Source organism: Brevundimonas sp. (assembly GCF_031412435.1).
GTDB lineage: Bacteria > Pseudomonadota > Alphaproteobacteria > Caulobacterales > Caulobacteraceae > Brevundimonas.
Genome location: NZ_JANODA010000037.1, coordinates 1 through 20373, shown reverse-complemented (window position 1 = coordinate 20373; position 20373 = coordinate 1). Strand labels below are relative to the sequence as shown.

General features: G+C 67.3%; 14 protein-coding genes and 4 pseudogenes. 5 read left to right on the top strand and 13 right to left on the bottom strand.

Features of this window, described 5'->3' with window-relative positions:
* Positions 1–187: 187 nt before the first annotated feature.
* The 11 genes from RMO01_RS06895 to RMO01_RS06845 all read right to left on the bottom strand — a co-directional run bounded on the left by RMO01_RS06895 (position 188) and on the right by RMO01_RS06845 (position 15358).
* The gene (locus tag RMO01_RS06895; RefSeq protein ID WP_309628305.1) at positions 188–454 is read right to left on the bottom strand and encodes a hypothetical protein; all 267 of its coding nucleotides are present in this window, start codon (positions 452–454) and stop codon (positions 188–190) included.
* Between the two features lie 338 nt (positions 455–792).
* A complete protein-coding gene (locus RMO01_RS06890) occupies positions 793–1503 on the bottom strand; it encodes an ABC transporter ATP-binding protein (protein ID WP_309628304.1) in 711 nt (236 codons plus the stop codon).
* The gene (locus RMO01_RS06885; RefSeq protein WP_309628303.1) at positions 1500–2705 is read right to left on the bottom strand and encodes an ABC transporter permease; all 1206 of its coding nucleotides are present in this window, start codon (positions 2703–2705) and stop codon (positions 1500–1502) included. The genes RMO01_RS06890 and RMO01_RS06885 overlap by 4 nt, the downstream gene beginning before the upstream one ends.
* Positions 2706–2709: 4 nt before the next feature.
* Entirely contained in the window at positions 2710–3786 is a 1077-nt protein-coding gene (locus RMO01_RS06880) for an efflux RND transporter periplasmic adaptor subunit (RefSeq protein ID WP_309628302.1), read from the bottom strand.
* A gap of 187 nt (positions 3787–3973) precedes the next feature.
* Entirely contained in the window at positions 3974–5398 is a 1425-nt protein-coding gene (locus RMO01_RS06875; protein ID WP_309628301.1) for an efflux transporter outer membrane subunit, read from the bottom strand.
* A gap of 2 nt (positions 5399–5400) precedes the next feature.
* Positions 5401–6552 (bottom strand): HlyD family secretion protein, encoded by a 1152-nt coding sequence (locus RMO01_RS06870; RefSeq protein WP_309628300.1) that lies wholly within the window; start codon positions 6550–6552, stop codon positions 5401–5403.
* A complete protein-coding gene (locus RMO01_RS06865) occupies positions 6552–8234 on the bottom strand; it encodes a hypothetical protein (protein ID WP_309628299.1) in 1683 nt (560 codons plus the stop codon). The genes RMO01_RS06870 and RMO01_RS06865 overlap by 1 nt, the downstream gene beginning before the upstream one ends.
* Before the next feature lie 233 nt (positions 8235–8467).
* Positions 8468–10915, bottom strand: coding sequence for a prolyl oligopeptidase family serine peptidase (locus RMO01_RS06860; RefSeq protein WP_309628298.1), 2448 nt, complete (start codon positions 10913–10915; stop codon positions 8468–8470).
* A gap of 9 nt (positions 10916–10924) precedes the next feature.
* Entirely contained in the window at positions 10925–13843 is a 2919-nt protein-coding gene (locus RMO01_RS06855) for a TonB-dependent receptor (protein ID WP_309628297.1), read from the bottom strand.
* Positions 13844–13923: 80 nt separating this feature from the next.
* Entirely contained in the window at positions 13924–14895 is a 972-nt protein-coding gene (locus RMO01_RS06850) for a FecR domain-containing protein (protein ID WP_309628296.1), read from the bottom strand.
* A gap of 13 nt (positions 14896–14908) precedes the next feature.
* Positions 14909–15358: an RNA polymerase sigma factor gene (locus RMO01_RS06845; protein WP_309628295.1), complete on the bottom strand. Its 450-nt coding sequence runs from the start codon at positions 15356–15358 to the stop codon at positions 14909–14911.
* A gap of 154 nt (positions 15359–15512) precedes the next feature.
* Between RMO01_RS06845 and RMO01_RS06840 the strand changes: the two genes are divergently transcribed.
* Positions 15513–15749, top strand: a complete 237-nt coding sequence (locus RMO01_RS06840) for a helix-turn-helix transcriptional regulator (RefSeq protein WP_309628294.1) — start codon at positions 15513–15515, stop codon at positions 15747–15749.
* A gap of 468 nt (positions 15750–16217) precedes the next feature.
* Here the strand turns inward: RMO01_RS06840 and RMO01_RS06835 are convergent, their stop codons facing one another.
* Positions 16218–16796 (bottom strand): hypothetical protein, encoded by a 579-nt coding sequence (locus tag RMO01_RS06835; RefSeq protein WP_309628293.1) that lies wholly within the window; start codon positions 16794–16796, stop codon positions 16218–16220.
* Between RMO01_RS06835 and RMO01_RS18095 the strand changes: the two are divergent.
* The 4 genes and pseudogenes from RMO01_RS18095 to RMO01_RS18090 all read left to right on the top strand — a co-directional run.
* Positions 16758–17147 (top strand): annotated as a pseudogene (locus tag RMO01_RS18095) (DNA methyltransferase); the annotation flags it as partial. The gene RMO01_RS06835 and the pseudogene RMO01_RS18095 overlap by 39 nt on opposite strands.
* Before the next feature lie 124 nt (positions 17148–17271).
* A pseudogene (locus RMO01_RS06825) lies at positions 17272–18102 on the top strand (IS110 family transposase); the annotation flags it as partial.
* Between the two features lie 756 nt (positions 18103–18858).
* Positions 18859–19830, top strand: coding sequence for an O-antigen ligase family protein (locus RMO01_RS06820; RefSeq protein WP_309628291.1), 972 nt, complete (start codon positions 18859–18861; stop codon positions 19828–19830).
* Between the two features lie 96 nt (positions 19831–19926).
* Positions 19927–20013 (top strand): annotated as a pseudogene (locus RMO01_RS18090) (IS5/IS1182 family transposase); the annotation flags it as partial.
* Between the two features lie 205 nt (positions 20014–20218).
* Here RMO01_RS18090 and RMO01_RS06815 read toward each other — a convergent pair.
* A pseudogene (locus tag RMO01_RS06815) lies at positions 20219–20373 on the bottom strand (protein CapI); the annotation flags it as partial.

The window sequence follows — 20373 nt, the reverse complement described above, 5'->3', positions numbered from 1 at the left end:
CGCCACCAAGGACACCGATCTTCCCGACACACTCCGCCAGCGCGTGGCTGAAGAGTATGCGTCGATCAAGGCTGACCACGATACGATCAGCGGTCTGAAGCATCGCCTCAACTAAACCGCAACGTCCGCAGCTGCACGATCGAACGACGCGCCCGAGTTGATCTCCGGCGCGTCGTTCTGCGACGACCTACTCTGTTCGGGCCGCGGCATCGGCAGCCGCCTCTGTTTTCCGAGCGGCCGTGTCGGCGGCTGCATCGACGTTGGCTGCCGCCTCGCTGGTTGCGGCAGAGGCGCTGTCGGCAGCGGCGTCTGCGTTTGCGGCGGTGTCGCTCGCAGCAGAAGCGACTGTCGCTCCAGCATTATCTGCAGTGGCGGCTGCCTTGTCTTCCGTATTCTCGGAGCAGGCGGCCAGTGACAGGGCGGCCGCGACGACGGCGAAATAGAGAGTGCGCATTTCGTTTCCTCTGGACTGACATGGCGGTTGATCCGCCTTCAAACGTCAGCTCGTGGAGCCTAGAGGGTGGTCCGGCATATGGCGACACGTGATAGCGCGCGCCATGTCGCGGAAGTCCCATCTGTGGGCCGCTGCCCAGGACGGTTCCCGACCCGGAGCGGACCTTGGGTTCGAACTGTTCCAACAACAGCGTCTGGCTCCCGGACGACGATCGCAAGGTCTGTTTCGGGTAAGGAGCCCTCGAGCGGCCCCGGCCTCGGTGATCTCGAAGGGTACTGGCCCTAGAGGCGCGCCAGGAAGCCTTTCGCAGGCCGAACGTCGGACGTCGCCCAAGCAGGCTAGCCGGAAGACTCTTGGACTGGCCCGCTAGCGTCCAACACCAGTTCCCCGTCCCTGAGCGTCAGTCTGCGGCTGCACCGCGCGGCGACGCTTTCATCGTGGGTGCAGATCAGGAAGGTCGCGCCGTCTTCCCCGTTCACTTCGCGCATCAGATCCAGCACACGATCCGCGGACTCGCGGTCCAGATTTCCGGTTGGTTCGTCGGCGATGATCAGGTCGGGCCGATTCATCAGGGCGCGGGCGATGGCGACCCGTTGCTTCTGCCCCCCGGACAGCCGTGTGGCCGGAAAATCGATGCGGTCTTCCAGCCCCACCCGCTCGAGGAGACTACGGGCGCGGGCGCGCATATCGCGCGAGATCCCACCGGCGGGCGCGGCGGCTGGAAAGGCGACGTTTTCCACCGCCGTGAAGTCGGGCAGCAGATGGTGGAACTGGAAGACGAAGCCCAGCCGGCGATTGCGAAACTGCGCCCGCTTCCGCTCCGACAAACGGTCCACCCGTTCGCCGCTGATGGTCAGGCTTCCCGCCGTCGGACGCAACAGCAGGCCGATGATCGACAGCAGGGTCGACTTGCCCGATCCCGACGCCCCTGACAGCGCCGCCAGTTCTCCCTTGTCGAGCGTCAGGTCGATACCCTTCAGCACCCGCGTTTCCTCGTCGCCGTTCAGGAAGACCTTTTCGATGCCTTGCGCTTCCAGCACCCGCGTCATTGCTGGATGGCTTCCAACGGATCGACCCTGGCCGCCGAGCGCGCGGGCAATATTGAGGCGATCGTCGCTCCCAGGGTGGTCAGGACCAGAGCGGCGACATAGCCGCCCTGCGCCGGCGCGATCGGCAGGATCGGGACGCCATCGACACTGGTGATCCCCTCAAGCCAGAGACAAAGACCATAGCCTGTGGCGCATCCGATCACCGCTCCGATCAAGCCGATCAAGAGCCCCTGCAACAGAAACACCCAGAGGATGAAGCCGCCCGGCACGCCGAAGGCGCGCATGATCCCGACCTCACCGCGCCGTCTGTAGGCTGACAGAACCAGGGCGCTGGCGACCCCGATGATGATCGAGATCAGCGAGAAGACCTGGATCATCGTACCCGTCCGCCCCTGCGCCACGAGGGCGTCTTCGAGGCTCAGGTTCTTCTCCTGCCATGGCGTGGCGCGCAACCCGGTCGCATCGGCCAGGAAACGGGCGGTGGCCCGGGCGTCGTCGGGGTCCTTGAGCTTGACCTCGATATTGGTCACCCCTTCGGGCAGGACGAACAATGGCCGGGCCGTCTGCAAGGACAGGAAGGCGACGCGCTCGTCCAGGCTCTGCAGCCCACTGCGGAACACACCCCTGACCGTCAGTTGCCGTTCCACGCCCCGTTCGGTCCGCAACAGGATGGGCTGGCCGGCGCCCAGGCCCAGGTCCTCGGCAAGGCGCACGCCGATCAACAGCCCGTCCGCCCCGAGGTCGCCGTCGCCGTCGATGATGGTCGGGGTGATGCGGGAGATGGCGTCGATCCCTTGCGGCTCCACGCCGATAATCGCCACGGACTGCACCGCTTCGCTCTTGATCAGAAACGCGCTGCCGGAAATCCGGGGGCTGATGGCGGACACCTCCGGATTGGCGCGCAGGAGCGCGACCACCCTCGGCCAGTCGCGAATCTGCCGCCGCTGGAAGGTGGAGACCAGGGCCACGGATTCCACCGGCAGGTCCGGTCCGACCAACACCCGCGCAATGCGGGTCGGCGGCTCGAGGCTGATGTGGGCGCTGTTGCCTGTCACCTGCTCGGTCAGTCGAATGGCAAGGCCGGCGATCAGGGCGGTGATGAAGACGAAGACCGTCACCCCCAGGGCGACGCCGGCGATCAGCAGCAGGGTCTGGGACGGGTTTGACAGCAGATACCGCTGTGCGACCTTCAGGGCGAACACGGCGTCAGCCCCCCGGCGGCGGGGTCACGGGGCGGATACGCGCGCCCGGGGTCGTGGAGCCCGGCTCCAGCACGACCCTGTCCCCGGCCCCCAGCCCCGTAGCAACGATGGCGTTGACCGAGGGCCAGCGCACCACGGTGACCGGCCGGATCCGCACGATGTCGTCGCCATCCACCACATAGACCTTGGCGGCGGCGGTGGCGTCCACCACCGCGCTGCGCGGCACGACGATCGCACCCTGGCGCCGATCCACGATAATGGTCACATCGACCGAACGACCCGGTGAAAGACCCTCGGCGCCTTGCGAAGCCAACCGGACCATGCGCCCGCCCGTGCTGGAATTGACCCTGGGCGAAACCTCGGTCACCCGGGCCGGAAAGATGTCTGTCGATCCCGACAGGGCGGCGCGGGCCGCCTGACCGGGCCTGAGTGCATCGGCGTAGGCCTCCTCGACCTCGGCGCGGATCTCGACGCCGGTCGCCGAGCCCAGTTCGAACAGGGTCTCGCCCGCCCCCACGACCTGGCCGTTGTCAATGGGGCGCACCAGCACCACCCCGGCCATCGGCGCGCGAATGGTGAACTCCCGAGCGCGTTCCGCCGAGGCCCGCACAGCGGCGGAGGCGGCCGCCACATTGGCCTCGGCCGTGTCCAGGGCTGCCCGTGCGGCGTCCAGCGCCGCCCGGGCGGCGAAGCCCCGCTCATGGAGGGTCTGGATTCTCTGATGCTGCAGCCTGGCTTCCGTCGCCTCCGCGCGGGCGGCGCGCGCGCGCGCCACATCGACCTCGGTCTGAGCCTGTTCGACGCTCGCCAGGATCACCGCCAGGGGGTCGCCAGCCGCGACGCGGTCGCCCTCGTCGTGAAACAGACGAACGACCTGGCCGGGGTTGGGCGATGAGACCTGAACCAGCTGCGTCGGACGGGCGCGGCCGACCACCGACAGGGCCTGCTCGACCGTCCGGGGCCTGATCTCCACAACCGCCACTTCGGCTGGCCGTCCAGACAACACCACGACCCCTGCCGTCACAACGACGGCCAAGACCGCCGCGGCGATGAAGAGGACCGATCTGGACGTGGCTCGCATCTTGTCCTCATGCCGGCGCGGGCGACGCTGCGTTTCCTGTGCGCCCAAGGCCGTCGGGCACGATGGCACATCGGCCGGCATTTATCGAAGAGGCAAACGCGCGCCCGCCGGGACCGGACTTCAGCCGGGCGGGCCGGCCTCCCGTGGGCGGCGCTCCATACGCCCCGCCTCGGATGTCAGGGGCCGATCACGGACTCATCACGCCGACCGTTCCGCGACCCGGCGCTCGTTCGGAGCCGTCAGGACGGCCTCCCGCCGCCTGATACAGGCCGATCAGGGCGTTGAGCTCGTCCGCGTTCAGCTGGACCAGCGACAACTCGACCGCCAGCAGGCTCCGCTCCGCATCGACCTGTTCGATATAGGGCGTGTATCCCGCGCGGTACCGGTTCCGGGCATGCCGAACGGCGTCCGCGACGGCGTTGCGCTGGGCTTCCAGCGACCGCTTCTGATCGCTGAGCCGGGACAGGAGCACGAGACGGTCCTCGACTTCGCGAAAGGCGTTCAGCACCGTTCCTCGATAGGCGAACGCCGCCTGATCCCGTTGCGCCGTCGCGACATCCAACCCGCCCTGCAGTCGTCCGGCGTTGAAGATCGGAGCCAGAAGGCTGCCGCCGATCGACCAGAGCGCGACCGGATCGGCCAACAGGTCGGAGAAGGCGGCGCCCGCCGTCGCGCTGATGCCCAGGGTGGGCATGAAACGCGCCCGGGCCGCCCGCATCTGGGCATCCGTGGCCGCCAGGCGGTATTCGGCCGCGGCGATGTCAGGTCGGCGGCGCAGGAGCTCTGACGGCAGCACCGCGGGGGGCGGCGGCAGGCGCAGGGCAGCGAGCGAACCGCCCCGAACAATACCTCCGGGCGGTTCGCCGATCAGGACGGACAAGGCGTTTTCCTGCCGCGCGATCTGGGCCTCGACCTGGGGCAACAGCTGCGCCGTCGCCTGATACTCCGCTTCCGCCTGGCGCAGTTCCAGCTCGGACGTGTAGCCGACCTCGGCCCGGTCTCTCGCGAACTTCAGCGCCAGTTCCCGTCCTTCCAGCGTGCGGCGCAAGATGTCCCGGCGCGCATCGAGCGCCAGCAGGGTCACATAGCCGCTGGCGGTCGCCGCGCTCACCGAGAGACGCGCCGCCTCCTCAGTGGCCTCGCTGGCGGCGACGCCGGCCTGCGCCGCCCCGGCTCCGGCGCGGTTTCGACCGAAAAGGTCGACCTCGTACGAGGCCCGGACCTGCGGCTGGGCGACCAGCGAATCCTGGCCCTGCCCGAAAGCCGAAACCTCGCGCCGTGCGCCCGCCGTCAGTCCGCCCTCGAGCGTCGGAAACAGGAGGGAGCGCGAGGCCGCCTCGGCGCCCCGGGCCTCCTCGACCCGGGCGGCGGCGAGCTGGACATCGGCATTGGCGGCTCTGGCGCGCTCGACCAGCGCCGCCAGCTGAGGGTCCCCGAACCCGTCCCACCAGCGGCGGTCCGCAGGAGCCGCGTCGGGCAAGACCGTGCGCCATTCCAGCGGCGGCTGGATCGCGACACCGGCCGGAAGCGGCCGCAGGTGGGGCGCGCAGCCGCCGAGCGCGAGAACGCCCCCCAGGGCAAGGGACAGGGCGAGCCGGGAGCGCCGGGCCATGGTCATTGACCGCCCCCGGTATGGACCGTGGCGACGACCGACATGCCGGGGCCCAGTCGTCCCACCAGGACCTGGTCGGGGTTGAGCTGGATCCGGACCGCGATCCGCTGCGGCACCTTGACGAAATTGCCCGCCCCGGCGTCGGGTTTGATGAGGCTGAACTCACTGCCCGCCGCGGGGGCGATGCTTTGCACCGTCCCGCTCAACTCCGCCCCGCCAAGCGCATCGACTCTCAGGGTCGCACGTTGTCCCACCGCCATCCCGGCCGTCTGGCCTTCCTTGAAATTCGCCGTCACCCACAGATCGTCCGGGACGAGATACATCAGTTGCGTGCCAGCGGAGACGAGCTGGCCCACACGGGCCGATATCTCGCTGAGGCGCCCGCCGCGCGGCGCGCGGATTTCGGTGCGGGACAGCTCAATCCGCGCCAGCTCCAGAGAGGCGTCCGCCCCCTCGACCTGGGCCTGAAGCGCGCCCCGCCCGACCTGGACCGAACGAAACTGCTCGGCGGCGATCGCCCGCTGGGCCTGTGCCTGTCGCACCCCTGCCCCCGCCTGTTGAAGGGCGGCGCGCGCCTGGTCGCGTTCGCGCAGCGAGACCGACCCTTCGTCCGCCAACTCATCGATCCGGCGCATATCCGCCTGCGCCTTTTCCAGACCTGCATTGGCGATGGCGACCGTGGCGTCCTGCAAGCGCATCTGCGCCTCGCCCGAGCGCAGGCTTTGCTGGCTGTTGGCGAGCGTCGCACGCTGGGCGGCGGTGTTCGCCTCTCCCTGCTGCAGCCGCTGCTGATAGGACGCCGGGTCGATGCGGGCCAGCAACTGGCCTTGCTGGACACGGTCAAAATCCTTGACCAGCACCTCGACCAGATACCCGGCGACCTGCGGACTGATGACCGTCGTCTGACCGCGGACGTAGGCGTTGTTCGTCGTCTGGGCCCCGCTGTTCAGGGGCGTAAGACCCCAGGCATAGAGAGCCGCCAGAACGCCCGCCACGATCACGGCCGCGCCGAGCGCAAGCTTCTTGGGGGAGACATTCGGCGCCCAGCCGCGCTGATCGGCGCTGTCGACCGCCTCGACCGCCGGACCTTCCGTCCCGGGCGCGGCCGCTTTGCGGGGGGCGCCCGGTGTCTCGTTCGTGTCGGTCTGAACCATCATTTGTTCCCGGGGCGCATGGTTTCGAGGAAGGCCAGTTCCTTGCTGAGAGGATTGCGGCCGCGCAGACGGTTCATCACCCATGGCGCCAGGACGATGACAAAGGCGATGCACGCGAGCGAACCGATCAGGAAGAAGACGTCATTGAAGGCCAGCACCGCCGCCTCGCGGCCGGCCTCCTGGGCGATGCGGGCCGCCGCGGCCTGTTGCTGCAGCGCCGGGTCGGAGATCGTGGCTCCAAAACGCGCCGCCGCCTGACCCAATTCCCGCGCGAGCTGGGGGTTCGCAGCGGTGAGCGTGGATCCGGCGTCGATCAGATGGGTCTTGAGGCGGATTGTGTGGAAGGCGGAAAGCGCCGAGACCCCGGCCAGACCGCCCAGCGTCTGGGACAGCGAGAACACGGCGATGAAACTGACCACATAGGCAGGGCCCGCGGCGAGGGCTCGCAGCATTCCCTCCATCATCACCGGCCCCATCGCAAACACCGCGGCGAACCCGATCGCCGCCTGGGTCAGATACAGGTCGCCCGGCCGGGACATGATGCCCGTTCGGGTGTCCGCGAAGGCAGCGACGGCTATGACGAGAATCGCGAACAGGATGGGGCGGGTCAGGTCCCTCGGATCCAGGCGCACCAGCGAAAGGATGCTGCCCGCGATCGTGGCTCCGGCGAGCACCATATAGTAGCCTGTCAGTTGCTCGTTGCCGTAGCCCAGCGCTGAAAACAGCCCCGTGGCTCCAAAGCTCTGTTCGGACACCAGGATGCGGACCGCGGCGCCCGTGATCGCGAGCGCGAGGATGGCCCGGCTCGACAGCCAGCGCGTGTCGAGCATGGGCCGACGTCTGTTGCTTTCGATCAGGTAACAGCCGCCGAGGCACAGGATCGACATCGCCAGCGCCCCGCCCAGCCACGACGTGTCCCACCATTGGATGCGCCCCTGAATCAGGAAGGCCAGCAAGGCGGTGACCCCGGCCATGAACAGGGTGATGCTGAACAGGTCGAGCCTTTCGAAGGTCTTCGACCGATAGCCCGGCGGGAGCCTCAACACCGTCACGGCCCCGAGCGCGACCAGGGCGAGCGCGAACTGCAGCTGGAAGGCGCGACTGATATCCCCGTCTATGAGCAGATACGGCGACATGGCCCGCGCCAGCGGGAAGGCGGTCTGGGCAAGCCCGATGCCGAGGATCAAGGCGCCGATCCGGGCGGCGGCCGGAAGACCCTGCATCAGATAGTAGATCGAGAGCGCGGACAGACCGCTGGCGGCGATGCCGGCGACAGCACGCGCCGCAAGTTCCGCCGAATAGCCAGGCTCGAGCAGCTGCACGAGATTGGCGGCGACCAGACCGAGCATCGCATAGCGGACGAAGGGCTGGACGCCGAACTCCTGGCGAACCCGGAAGAGCAGCATGCTCATGCAGGCGTAGGTCGCGTAGAAGGCGACGCTGATCCATCCCGCCTCGACCGGCGTCAGGGCCATGTCGCCCTGCAGCGCCGCGGTGTTTGCGAGCAAGAAACCGTTCTGCGCACCGCCGACCAGCCCGAGAAACACGCCGATCACCAGATAGGCGATTTTGCGCGCCGTCGGATGGTCCGGATTGGCGGGCGATCCGGGGAGGATCGGCATCTCATGCGGCTTGAACGCGTAGCCGCTGGCGCCATCCGTGAATCGGGATTGATCGGACATCAATCACTCTGCATCCGTCGACACTGTGCGGGCAGCGCAAACACCTCGTCCTTTTCCATGTCCAAGCTCCACCGTACCTTTGCGTAACTCGGTCAGGCCAAAAATGCTCCTTTCCGGCCCCCCCCCCCCCCCCCCCGGACAGGGGGCGAAGGCGCCTTGGCTGCGAGCGCCGGGCGAGGTCCCACCCCCTGAACGGCGCACTGTGATGGGCGGGGCGGAACGCACCGTCGCGTTCACTCGCGGCGCGGCCCGGTCGGGGCCCGGGGCTCCGCGAACCCGGCTGTGACCCAGTCGATGATCTCGCGGTAGCGGTCCTGGATATTGGCCGGGCTCCACAGGGCGTGGTGCTCCCCCCAATAGGTCACGATACGCGCCCTTCGCCCCTGCCGGTGCAGGACGCTGAACACGCGTTCGCTCTGGGACACGGGCACATAGTCCAGGTCCGCCGTGAGCAGCAGGACCGGCGCCGTGATACGCTCCGCCGACAGCCAGGGACTGAAGGCCTGATAGGCGCCCGGGTCTCTCCAGGGCGGTTCGCCGAGCCCCGCCTGGCCGGCCTCGACCCACCCCTGCTGATTGCGCATCCGAACCCCGTCCTCGGGCTGGATCCGGGTGGCCACGTCGAACTCACCCCAGAAGCCGAAGGCGTCGGTGGGCGCCGATGAGGCCACGATGGCGCGATAGCGGCTGGAGCGGGCGGCGATCTCCAGCGCCGCCAGCCCCCCGAAACTATGGCCGACCACCGCGATACGATCAGGGGCCAGGGCCGGGAAGGCCTCCAGGGCGGCATCCACGGCGAGGTCGATGCTGAGGCTCCGGAACGCCGCCGTGGGCGGGGCCGCAGCGTCCGCAGGCATCGACGGGCTCAGGACCGCGAACCCCGCCCCCGCCAGGACCTCGGCCCGGATGCCATAGGTCAGGGTCAGGGGGCCTGACCAGACGCCGCTCTCGGTCGCCCCGGGATAGGGCTCGACGATCAGTCCGGCCACCGCATCCGCCTCCCTCCCCTCCGGCAGGAACAGCCAGCTCCGCGTCGGCCGGCCGAGACCGTCGCGATGATCGACCGGACGGGGCCGAGGCAGGCCGACGTCGGCCAGCCGGCCGTTGACCGTGTCGATCGGCCGCTCGCCGTCCGGAGTCCGCAATCGAAACGTCTCGACCAGACCCGACCGGGTCAGGACCAGGGCCGCCCCCTCCGAGACCGCGAGGCTGCGCGGGTCGTCGGCCGGCCCCGATCCCAGGGGATCGACCGTCCCGTCCGCCCGGACGACGAGGGTCTCGCCGGCCGAGCCCGTCGCCACGACCCAGTCCCGGCGCGGGGCCTCATTGCTCCGCAACCGGAAGGCCGCCTCGGCGTCCCCCGCGCCGGCGTCCCTGACCCCGCTCGCCGCAACCCGACGTGTCCCGGCCTCGTCGGCGACCCAGAGGCCGCCGTCGGCGAAGAACCGGATTTCGTCCTGTGTCACCGCGGCCAGGCTCGCCGGGGCCGTCCTCGCCGCCCCGGTGATGGAGCGGGGCGGCCCGCTCGCTTCAAGCCGGAACCAGTCGAACGGGCCCTCGCCGCGTCGGGCGCGCAACACGGGCCGGTCGCCCAGCCAGTCGGCCCGCACGCCCCGCCGGATCTCGGCCGACGTTCCCACCGACAGACCGCCACGATCGACGAGGGTCACCCCGTCGGTGGTGACCTGGGCGAGCCCGCCGGCGTCCCAGGCGACCTCGTCCTCCCGGGCCCAGACGAGAACAGCCCTCGAATCCGCCGACCAGCGCAGCAGGTGGGGCGCAATGTCGAGATGGGGCGCCGGCCGGGCCACGGCGCCGTCCGCGAGCGAGAGGATCGACACCCGGCGGCGACGATCCGCTTCCGCCTGCAGGATCGGCCCGCTCACCATGGGGATCGGCTCGCCTTCCGAGACCACGGCCAGACGCCGTCTGTCCGGCGACAGGGAGAAGTCGATGATCCCGCCCGTGACCAGGGTGCGCGTCCCCTCCCCTGCAAGGTCGATCAGGACCAGCGCCTGCCCGGGCTCGACCGCCTCCGTGCGTGCGACCCCGCCCGAGGTCTCCACCACGGTCCGGGACGGCTCCCGGCCCAGCGACGTCCGCTCCCACGCCCCGGTCGTGCGATCCTGGACCCCGCTGTAGTAGCGCATGACCTGGGGCAGGCTCCGGTCCGGCCGGATCAGGACGATGACCGCGTCGTCGCTGACCCAGGCCGCCGTGGCCCCGACGGTCGGGATCTCCGGCGTCAGCCCCGTCCAGCGCACGGACACATCGTCCATCGTCGCGACGCCGAACTCGAACCGGCCGTCGTGGAACCGGTGGATCAGCAGCCGGTCTCCCGAGGGCGACCAGGCGACCTGCATCAGGCCCGGCCCTTCCCCTTCGTACAGCCGCTCGGGCGCGGCGCCGGGCCGGGTCAGATCGACGCGCCACAGTTCCATCCCGGCCCAGGCGGACCGCTGCGCCCAGTCGAAGCGCGGCAGCGCATCATAGCGACCCCGCTTCTCGTAGACGGCCCAGCGTCCGTCCGGCGAGATCGACCCGCGCCCGAAGGCCTCCAGGGTGGTGATGTCCTCCACCGCCAGAGGTCTCAAAACAGGCGGGTCCTGGGCCACTGCGGCCGAGGCCAGGCAGGCGACCGCCATCGCCGCCCACAGGGCGGATTTCCAATTCAGCGACATGGCCCGAACTCACCAGCGCCGGATCAGCTGCAGGGCGACCCCCCGCCCCAGAAGACTGGCCTGGCCGGCGTCGAAGCCGTAGCCGGTCGGGGCGTCATAGAAGGGCGGGTCGGCGTCGAACAGGTTCTGCACGGTGAGGTTCACCTGCAGCCCCGCAAGCGACCCGGCGGAGGGCGACCAGCTGGCCTGGAGGTCGGCGGTGTTCCAGGCGTCGATCCGGACCCCCAACCGGTCCCGGTAGTCGTCGACATAGGACCAGTGGGCCGACAGCCGCAGGTCGCCGCGCGACCAGCCCACCCCGCTTCTCGCCCTCAGCTTGACCGGGAAGCCGAGGGTTCCGGCCACGGCCCGCACCGGCGCGGTCGGTGTCGCCCGGGTGTCGTAGTCGAGGATCCAAGAGGCGGCGGTGTCGAACCTCAATTCACCGCCCTGGAACGGCATTCCGTAGCGACCCGACAGGTCGAAGCCCCGGACGTCCACGGCTCCGGTATTGACCCAGCGGGTGTCGACGACGACCGCATAGGTGTTGATCGGAAACAGGGTCGAGAAGCCCGGCAGGCCGGCGTAGCTTTCGATCAGGGCCAGGTCGGCCGGATTGGTCGAGGGCGAGACGAACCGGACGAAGGGCGAGAAGGCCGGATCGCTGAGGGCGATGGCCAGGTTCTCGTTCGCCGGCCGTCCGATCCGGTCGGTGAACCGGGTCTCGAAATAGTTGGCGCTGAACGTCGGGCCCCCGCGCGGTCGATAGTCGAGGCCGAGGGTGAAGGTCTCCGCGGTTTCGGGCGTCAGTCCGGTGTTGCCGCCGATCAGCAACAGGGCGAGGGCCCGGCTCCCGTCCGCACGTGTGAGGGTGGTCGCCCCCGCCCCCTGGGCGTCGAAGATCTGCGGCAGGGAGCCGGCGCGGAAGGAGGTGCCCCAGGAGGCGCGGACGCCCAGGCCCTCGAGCGGAGACCAGACGATGCCGACCTTGGGATTGGTGGTGGTCCCGAAGTCGTCATAGTCCTCCACCCGGCCCGCGAGGGACAGCTCCAGGCCCCGCAAGCCGGGCCGGCCGTTCTCCGGGCCGACCAGGGGGATGCGGGCCTCGGCGAACAGGGCCGTGATCGACCGCTCCCGTCCCGGAAGGGTGGTGGAGGCGAAGGCGGCGGTGGCGGCGAAGACCCCCGCGCGCGCCTCGAAGGTCTCCTTGCGGGCCAGGGCGCCGACCGCGACCTCGACCTCCCCGCCGGGCAGACGGAACACCGGACCCTGGGCCAGGACATTGACCGATCCGGCCCGGCTCAGGTTCTCCGCCTCGCTGTAGCCGACGCCGATGAAGTCCAGCACCGCGCGGCTGTTCACCGTCCCGTCCCCGAACAGGTTGAAATAGCCGTCGACCGCCGCCCGCCAGGGGGTGGCCGGGTCGTCGGGGATCGTCCCCAGGGCCTCATTGAGGAAACGGCTGTGGACCCGGTTGTAGACCCCGAAGTCGCTGTGCTCCCGGCCGAAGGCGGCGTAGGCGTCGACCGACCAGGCGTTGTCGAACTCGTAGCGCAGACCCAGCGTCGCCCCCAGGCTCTCGGCCACGCCGGAGAGACGGGTGCCGCCCAGCTCTCGCAGGAAGGAATAGCTGACGCTGTGCGAGGCCGCCCCGGTCGGCGACACGAACCAGGGGTTGGATCGGTTGACGGTGAACACCCCCACGCTGGCCGGCCCCGTCAGCGCATGGGCGCGGCGGCTGTAGCGCAGGTCGGCGGTGACCTCGAGCCGGTCGCCGATCGACTGGCTCACCCGTCCGTAGCCGCTGTGGCGCCGGATCGCCGGCAGCAGATCGGCGCCCAGGGTGGTCGACTGCAGGTTGCCGACGCCCGCCACGAAATCTCCCGCGCCCTGCGCCATCCCGCTGGCGTTGGGCCGGATCCCGAACTGCGGCGCATTGCCGGTGACGATGTTTCCAGGCGTCCCGTAAATGAACCGACGGTCCGTGCCGCCGAAGGGCCGCAGGTCGCCGTCCGCCGTATAGGGCCGGTCGTACGAACTCAGTCCGTTGGTGTCCTGGTGTTCCCAGGAGAGATAGGCCGCGCCGGACGACCAGGTGCGGCCCGCCAGGTGGGAGACCAGGACATCCTCGGCCCCGCCCTGGGCCGCCGAGACCCGCAGCCGGCTCTCCTGACCGTCGAAGCTCCGGCGCATGATCACATTGACCACCCCCGCCACCGCATCGGCGCCATAGAGGGCCGAGGCCCCGTCGAGCAAAACATCGACGCGCTCGACCGCCGCCGACGGCAGGGCCGAGATATCGGCGAACTCTCCCCGGGACCCGGTCCCGGCCAGCCGCCGCCCGTTGACCAGCGTCAGGGTCGAGGTCGGTCCGAGACCGCGCAGGTTCACGCCCGTCGCATAGACATTGTTCGATCCCCCGGGATCGGCATTGGCCGTCTGCACGATCGGGGTGGCGGCCCCCGCATAGTTCTGCGGCAGGGCCGTCAGAGCCTCCGCCACGGTGGCGAACCCCCGTCGGTCCAGTGCGTCCCGGTCCAGGATCACCACCGGCGAGGCCAGGTCTCCCGAAGAGCGCAGCAGCGACCCGGTGACGATGACCTCCTCGACCTCCGTCCCGAGGTCGGCGCCCTGGGGACCCACGCCGCGCACCAGGACGAAGACGCCCGGCCGCGTCCGCGACCAGGTCAGTCCCGACCCGGCCAGCAGCCGGTTGAGCCCGTCGGCGGACGCATAGCGGCCGCGCAGCCCGGGCGACCGCACGCCCGCGACCAGGGCGCCGGAAAAGAAGATCTGCTCGCCCGACTGGGCGGCGAAAACATGCAGGGCATCGCCCATGGCGCCCGGCGGAATGTCGAAGGTGCGCCTCTCCTGCGCGCAGGCGGATGTCCCCGCCGCCGCGATACAGGCGACGATGGCGCTCCCGCTCAAAAGGCCCAGTCGGTTCATGGTTGTTCTCCCCCTCGACGCCACAGCGCGTCAGGTAAGAGACCGTCCAGACCCCGGCCTACCCCGGAGCCCATCCGAATTTATTTTTCCGGAGACAGACGAACCGCACCGTCCGGACCGGCTGAAGCCCTCAGACCGAGGCCCGCCGCAGCCGCCGACACGAAGGCCTCCCGGTCCCCGGTCTCGAACACGCCATTGACCGCCTCGTCTTCCAGCGCCGGCGCATCCAGTTCGATCTTGTCCGTCAGATACCGGTTCACCTCGGCGACCGCCGCCTTCAACGGCGTGTCCCGGAACACCACCCGTCCCTCCGCCCAGCTGGTCTCCGCAGCGACGTCCACGGCCGTCGTGCGCACCTCCGCATCCCTGACCCGGGCCTGTTGGCCCGCGCGCATGCGGCGTTCCCCCCTGCCCGCCTCCCCGGCCACATCGACCGCCCCCGACACCAGGGTCACCCTCACCTCGCCCGCCTCGCGGCGAACGTCGAAGACGGTGCCCACGGCGGTCACGCGCGCCTCTCCCGCCACGACCACGAACGGACGGCTCGTGTCATGGGCCACGGTGAACAGGGCCTGTCCCTGCTCCAGGTCGATCAACCGCCGGTCGCCGTCGAACCGGACGCGCAGGCGCGAACCAGTGTCCAGACGGACCGACGATCCGTCCGCCAGCTGCACCAGCCTCTGCTCCCCCACGGCGGTTGAATAGACGCTGCGGCCCTCCATCCAGACCCAGCCCCCGAAGGCCAGGACCGCCGCCGCCCCGACCGCGGCCAGACCCCACAGTCCTGCGGTCACCCTATCTCGCCGCCCCTTCACAGGTTTCCGCCCCAGGGCCGCCTCAAGGGCCTGGGCGATCTCGGGATCGCGCCCCAGGCCGGCCGTGTCGGTCCAGACCGTCTCGACCCGCCGATAGGCGTCTGCGTTGGCCGGGTCCTTACGCCAGGCGAAGAAGGCCTCGATGGTCTCGGGGCTGACGCGGGTCGCGCCAAGGCGGGCGTGCCACTCGGCCGCCTCGGTCTCCGCCTTCTCAACCCGCGCCCTCGGGCCGCTCATGATACCCATACCCCTAGCGCCGAAGCTGCGCCGCGCAGTGTGCCAAGGCCTTGGTCATGCGCCACTCGACCGTCTTCGGACTGATCCCCAGCCGCTCGCCGATCTGCGCATTCGACAGACCCCCGATCCTCGATAGCACAAAAACATCCCGCAGAGGTTGCGGCAAGCTGAGCACCAACTGCTTGGCCAACAGCTCGTCCGTCTGGGCTGGCTGCGTAACGTCCCACCCATCGATTTGGGCCACCTCTGCGGCCAGCCGAGTAGAACGGGAGTGCCGCCTGAGCCTATCCGCCGCCAAGTTAGTGGCAATCTTCAGGAGGAACGCTTTTGGATGGCGTACGGATTCAATGCCGCCACATGGTCCGAAGCGAAGCCATGTTTCCTGTGCGATGTCCTCGGCATCGACCTCTCCGTAACGGTGAGACAGCCTTGCCTTAAGCCAATGGGCATAGCGGCCATGCATTTCTGACCATCGGTTAGCCTTGGGGCGTTCGACTGAGAAACGGACTGACAACGACAAGACCGACAAGGACCAAATCAGGGCCACCAGAATAGGCACTATGTTGCTAGCAGTATAGCACCTTTTACCGACGTGCGGTTGCGACGACCCATGCGTCATGGATTGGAAGGCGCAGCTCGGCAGAAACATCCTCTCTCTTCGAACGGGTAAGGGATGGTCACAGCAATCGCTGGCGGGAGAGGCAGAACTGTCGCTGCGGTACTTGGCCGGCGTCGAACGCGGCGAGGAAAATCCCAGTATCGAGACGATCATCTCGATAGCCGATGCGCTTGGCGTCGATGTTGGCGAACTGTTCGCGCGCCGCGATGCTGACAGAGCTCAACATCACAACTGAGTTCGGCAGTTGCGAGTCGGCCAAGCCATACGAGGGGTACCGAAGGTTCGAATCCCTCCGGCTCCGCCACACTCTCCACGGATAGCTTCCGTGTCCCTGATCTCAGGGAATATTGCCCGACATTACCGCACCTTGCTCGACCCCAGAGACCGGAACCCGGTCTCCGTTCGAGGCCCCGTGCCTGATTACTGGGCGTTTAGCCGCCCAAGTCTCCGCAGCCCTAGCGACGGGTCCCTTTCGGGTGGTTGGGCGTAGCCTGTTAACAGGGAAGTACAGGGAAAACCGACCAAGCGGGGGTGAAGCCGGCGCAGGCAGGTCCCCCCGAATGCCCGCCACGCCTGGAGCGGGGGCTGGCGGTGTTCAGAATTCCCGCAGACGGAACAGGGAAATTGTCCGCACCGAACAGGGAAGACTTTCGCCGCAACAGGGAAGCCTTAAGCGTGGATCAGGGGCGGCGCCGCGTGCCGATCAGGCAGCGGCGTAGAGCACTCGCTGGTCGTCCCAGTCGAGGGGCATCTCACTGCGAATCAGTGCCTCGAGCGACAGGCCTGCGGGCTGGCATCCGTCGAGGATCGCCGCCTTCAGATCAGGGGCGAGGAAGGCCGCCTCCTCGGCATGACCGAGGTTCCCTGCATCCGCATTTCCCACCTGAGCGAGGCCGAGCGGCGAGTGTTCGCCATCGCTGAGAACCAGCTCGGCCAACTGGCTGGTTGGGATAGCGAGACCCTGAAGCTGGAGCTCCAGGAGCTCTCGAGCATGGATTTGAGTTTCAGCCTGGAGCTGACCGGCTTCTCCTCGGCCAAGATCGACAGCATCATTTTCGGCTGCGACAGCGGCGATCACCGTGAGAACGCCGCCCTGCCCGATCAGGCGGTCAGCCGGGTCGGCGACCTCTGGCGGCTGGGCGACAGTCGGCTGCTCTGCGGCGACGCCACCGATCCCGCCAGCTTCGAGCGGCTGCTCGGCGGAGAGCAGGTCCGGGTCGTCTTCACCGACCCGCCATACAATGTGGCGATCGCCGGCCACGTCACGAGCGGCGGCAAGCACGGTGAGTTCGTCATGGCGTCGGGCGAGATGTCCGACGACGAGTTCACCGCCTTCTCAACCAAGGTGATGCTGAGAGCCCGCGAGAACCTGATCGATGGTGGCCTGATCTACTACTGCATGGATCACCGGCATATCGAGCACACGCTCGCTGCGGCGTCCGCCGCCGAATTGGATAGGCTGAACCTGATCGTATGGGACAAGAAGGCTGGCGGGATGGGCAGCTTCTATCGCTCCCGTCACGAACTGATCTTCTTGTTCCGCAAGCGCGGCGCGTCCCACCTGAACCGGGTTGAACTCGGCAAGCATGGTCGTGATCGCTCCAACGTCTGGACCTATGAAGGCGTAAATGGGTTCGGCGCGGCCAAAGCCAAAGCCCGCGAAATGCACCCGACGGTCAAACCGCTGGCGCTAGGACGAATCGACATTCACCGCATCCAGAGCATGGAGGCGGCTACGGCAAAACGCCCAAGGCAACGCGCTTCCAGCCGGGGCAGTCCGGCTCATTCCGCCGGCCTATGTGAAGCTCTTCGTGAAGCGGCAGAAGAACGACATGGCCGATGCCGAGGCCATCTGCGAGGCAGCGCAGCGGCCGACCATGCGGTTCGTCGCGCCCAAGAGCGTCGAGGCTCAAGGTGCGGCGATCGTGTTCCGCACCCGCGATCTGCTGGTTCGTCAGCGGACCCAGCTGACCAATGCGCTGCGGGGGCACATGGCGGAGTTCGGCCTGGTCGTCAGGCACGGCCTGCGGCATGCCGAGAAGCTGATCGAGCTGGTGAAGGATCCTGCGGCGGATTTTCCGATGGAGGCGCGCTCGGTGCTCGCCGTGATGGTCGACACGCTTGAACGACTGCAGGTCAGCATCGCGGTCCTCGACAAGGAGATCGCCTCCCAGGCCAAACAGGATCCGACGGCGAGCCGCCTGATGACCATTCCAGGCGTCGGCCCAGTGGTGGCTACGGCCCTGGTGGCGCTGGCTCCTCCCGCCTCCACGTTCAGGCGTGGTCGCGACTTCGCCGCCTGGCTGGGCCTCACGCCGAAACAGCACTCCAGCGGCGGCAAAGAGCGGCTGGGGCGGACCACTAAAATGGGAGAGCGCAGCCTGCGGCGACTGCTGATCCTCGGGGCCAGTGCCGCGACCCGGGGCGGCGGGCGCGACGGCGCTCGGGCTGATCCCTGGCTGCGAAGCATGCTCGCCAGAAAGCCGCGCATGCTGGTGACGGTGGCAATGGCCAACAAGATGGCAAGGATCGTCTGGGCGCTCATGGCGCACGGCGGGACTTACAGAGCTCCGGCCGCGGCGGCCTAGCGCCAAAGCGGCTTGAGGCGTCGGGGAGGCAGGAAGGTCAAAGAGAGGTATGGCGCAACGGTCGGAAGACGGGGTCGGGAAAACCAGGGATTGGCGAAGCGCCTCGAGCGCGCCTAAGCGAGTTGGACCCGATCCGCGATCTCCATACAGGCCAGCGCGTGTGAACAGCCGCATCAACAGGCCGGACACACGACAGCACCTGACTGCGCGCCAGCTGATCGAAAAACCACTTGCATCCGAAGGGGCGTCCACACACGCCATTCCGTGAAATGGGACCGCCGGTTCGCTGACTGACAGCACCGTTCCAGGGGGTCACGTCAGCGTCCACACACGCCATTCCATGAAATGGTGCCCCGAGTTTGAATTCGGCGCGGTTCTTCCAGAGTGCCAAATTCATTCTGGCATCAGCGCGTCGATCCACTTAACCTCACATAGCCTTTGCCGGTAAGCAGCTGGCCGAACGGGAAGGAGGCTTCAGTGTCGCATCTAGCTAGTTCGACAACGCCCCTCCGCACAAGCCGTTCGTCGGCGCACACCGGCCGGTTGGCATTAGCCCAGATCTTTGCAGTATGCCTATTTTTAACGCCACTTCTATATTCGAACGATCAGGATGAATACAAGGTCTTAAAGATCATGACTGTAGCCATGATCTCAGTTTGTGCCATTGTATATACTAGGAGCCGTATACGCTCTTGGACAATACCCTCCATCGCTTTCGCCTATGCAGTAGTATTGATCCTACAATCTATAGCCGTTGTGACGGCAGATCTCCGATTTAACATTCAGTACGCGGCTGTATTCGCCGCAGCAATAATTCCCTCCATAGCTATTGAGGCCCTGCCCGTAAAAAAGAAAGATTTTGAGCAAGTTATAGGAATAGCCTTCGCCACTCTTTCGCTCATTATTCTGGCAAACATCTTTGGTGGGCGTATACTGGGCTTTGGTGAATCATTTGAAGGCCTGCAAGGTGGTCGGAACTTTGGATTTCTCGGCGACTCCATCACGCCAGTCATTATTCTACCTCTGCTCTATTTCTTACTGCGGCGAAATTTGATCGGAGCCGCCCTCATGATTCTGTGTCTAATTTTGACTGGAGGCAAGGCAGGCGGACTGATGCTCATAGCAGCTCTGTTTTTGATCCCGTTGTTCGTTCTACGTGGACCGCTCCGCTACTTTCTGCTGGGTCTGGGGGCCGCAGGAATTTATTTCCTCTACCCCTATGTGGCCGAATTGCTTGAAAGCGACAAACTGCAATACTCTTGGAATACAAGACAACTATCCTATGAGATCGGAATAAGACTTTTCACTGAGAGCCCGATTTGGGGGGTCGGTGTAAATCAATCAATGGAAGGCATGTCCGCTCGAGCCGAGCTCGACGCGCATCTTCGGGGTCTGACCCGCTACTGGGTGGTCGGTCAAATCCACAACAGCTTCGTTCGATCCATGGCTGAGACCGGGCTGATCGGTCTTTCGGTGCTAATCGTTTTCTGCGCGATCATCATCCGACGCGCTTTGGCAGCTGGGGAGTTGGCAGTTAGGACAGCGCAATCCCCGGCACAGGCGCTCGCCTTGGCGGGAGCACTATGGGTGATCGCCTTCATCGTCTGCAATCAGGGAGTGGGGTGGTTTGAGCATGTGCATCCACAGTTCGCATGGCTGCTGATGATTTCTTCAGCAAGCCTCAAGGCAGCTGAATTTTCGACTCACGCCTCGAGGTGGGTGAGGTAGTGGTTCAGGCAAAGTCTGGTGTGATGCGCTCGATCTGATTCAGGCTTTGCGAGCGGACTGGATATGAGCCACCTTTATTAGCTGACGGACGAGCAGATGGATCGGCTCAGGCCGCACTTTCCTAAGAGCCACCGCAGCCCCAGGGTGGATGATCGCCGGGTGCTGACCGCGCTCTTCTGGCTATGGGTCCTGAGCCTAAATGGTCACCGCCGCCTACAGTCGGCGGGGTGCCGGTCGAGTTACCGTCGCAGTCAGAGCGGCGGCCAATGATCAGGAGGCAAGAGACAAACTCTGGCGACCGGAGCTAGTGGGCCACTAACGGCTCAGAAAGCGGACATCGTGTGTCCATTTCGCGCTTCGATCGAGTGCTTCATCGGACCAGCAGCTTCTAACTCGTCATCTTGCGCCAGTCCCGCCACCAGGCGACGAACCGGCCCAACCCCTCGGCCAGGGCGACCCTGGGCGCATAGCCGGTCAGGGCATTGAGCTTGGAGACATCGGCATAGGTGGCGGTGACATCGCCGGCCTGCATCGGCCGCATGA

What these genes read in the sequence shown, in the direction of transcription:
- RMO01_RS06855 (WP_309628297.1), bottom strand. Translation starts at nt 13,843, where the DNA reads ATGAACCGACTGGGCCTTTTGAGCGGGAGCGCCATCGTCGCCTGTATC.
- RMO01_RS06890 (WP_309628304.1), bottom strand. Translation starts at nt 1,503, where the DNA reads ATGACGCGGGTGCTGGAAGCGCAAGGCATCGAAAAGGTCTTCCTGAAC.
- RMO01_RS06840 (WP_309628294.1), top strand. Translation starts at nt 15,513, where the DNA reads ATGGATTGGAAGGCGCAGCTCGGCAGAAACATCCTCTCTCTTCGAACG.
- RMO01_RS06860 (WP_309628298.1), bottom strand. Translation starts at nt 10,915, where the DNA reads ATGTCGCTGAATTGGAAATCCGCCCTGTGGGCGGCGATGGCGGTCGCC.
- RMO01_RS06850 (WP_309628296.1), bottom strand. Translation starts at nt 14,895, where the DNA reads ATGAGCGGCCCGAGGGCGCGGGTTGAGAAGGCGGAGACCGAGGCGGCC.
- RMO01_RS06870 (WP_309628300.1), bottom strand. Translation starts at nt 6,552, where the DNA reads ATGGTTCAGACCGACACGAACGAGACACCGGGCGCCCCCCGCAAAGCG.
- RMO01_RS06865 (WP_309628299.1), bottom strand. Translation starts at nt 8,234, where the DNA reads ATGTCCGATCAATCCCGATTCACGGATGGCGCCAGCGGCTACGCGTTC.
- RMO01_RS06895 (WP_309628305.1), bottom strand. Translation starts at nt 454, where the DNA reads ATGCGCACTCTCTATTTCGCCGTCGTCGCGGCCGCCCTGTCACTGGCC.
- RMO01_RS06875 (WP_309628301.1), bottom strand. Translation starts at nt 5,398, where the DNA reads ATGGCCCGGCGCTCCCGGCTCGCCCTGTCCCTTGCCCTGGGGGGCGTT.
- RMO01_RS06880 (WP_309628302.1), bottom strand. Translation starts at nt 3,786, where the DNA reads ATGCGAGCCACGTCCAGATCGGTCCTCTTCATCGCCGCGGCGGTCTTG.
- RMO01_RS06845 (WP_309628295.1), bottom strand. Translation starts at nt 15,358, where the DNA reads ATGCATGGCCGCTATGCCCATTGGCTTAAGGCAAGGCTGTCTCACCGT.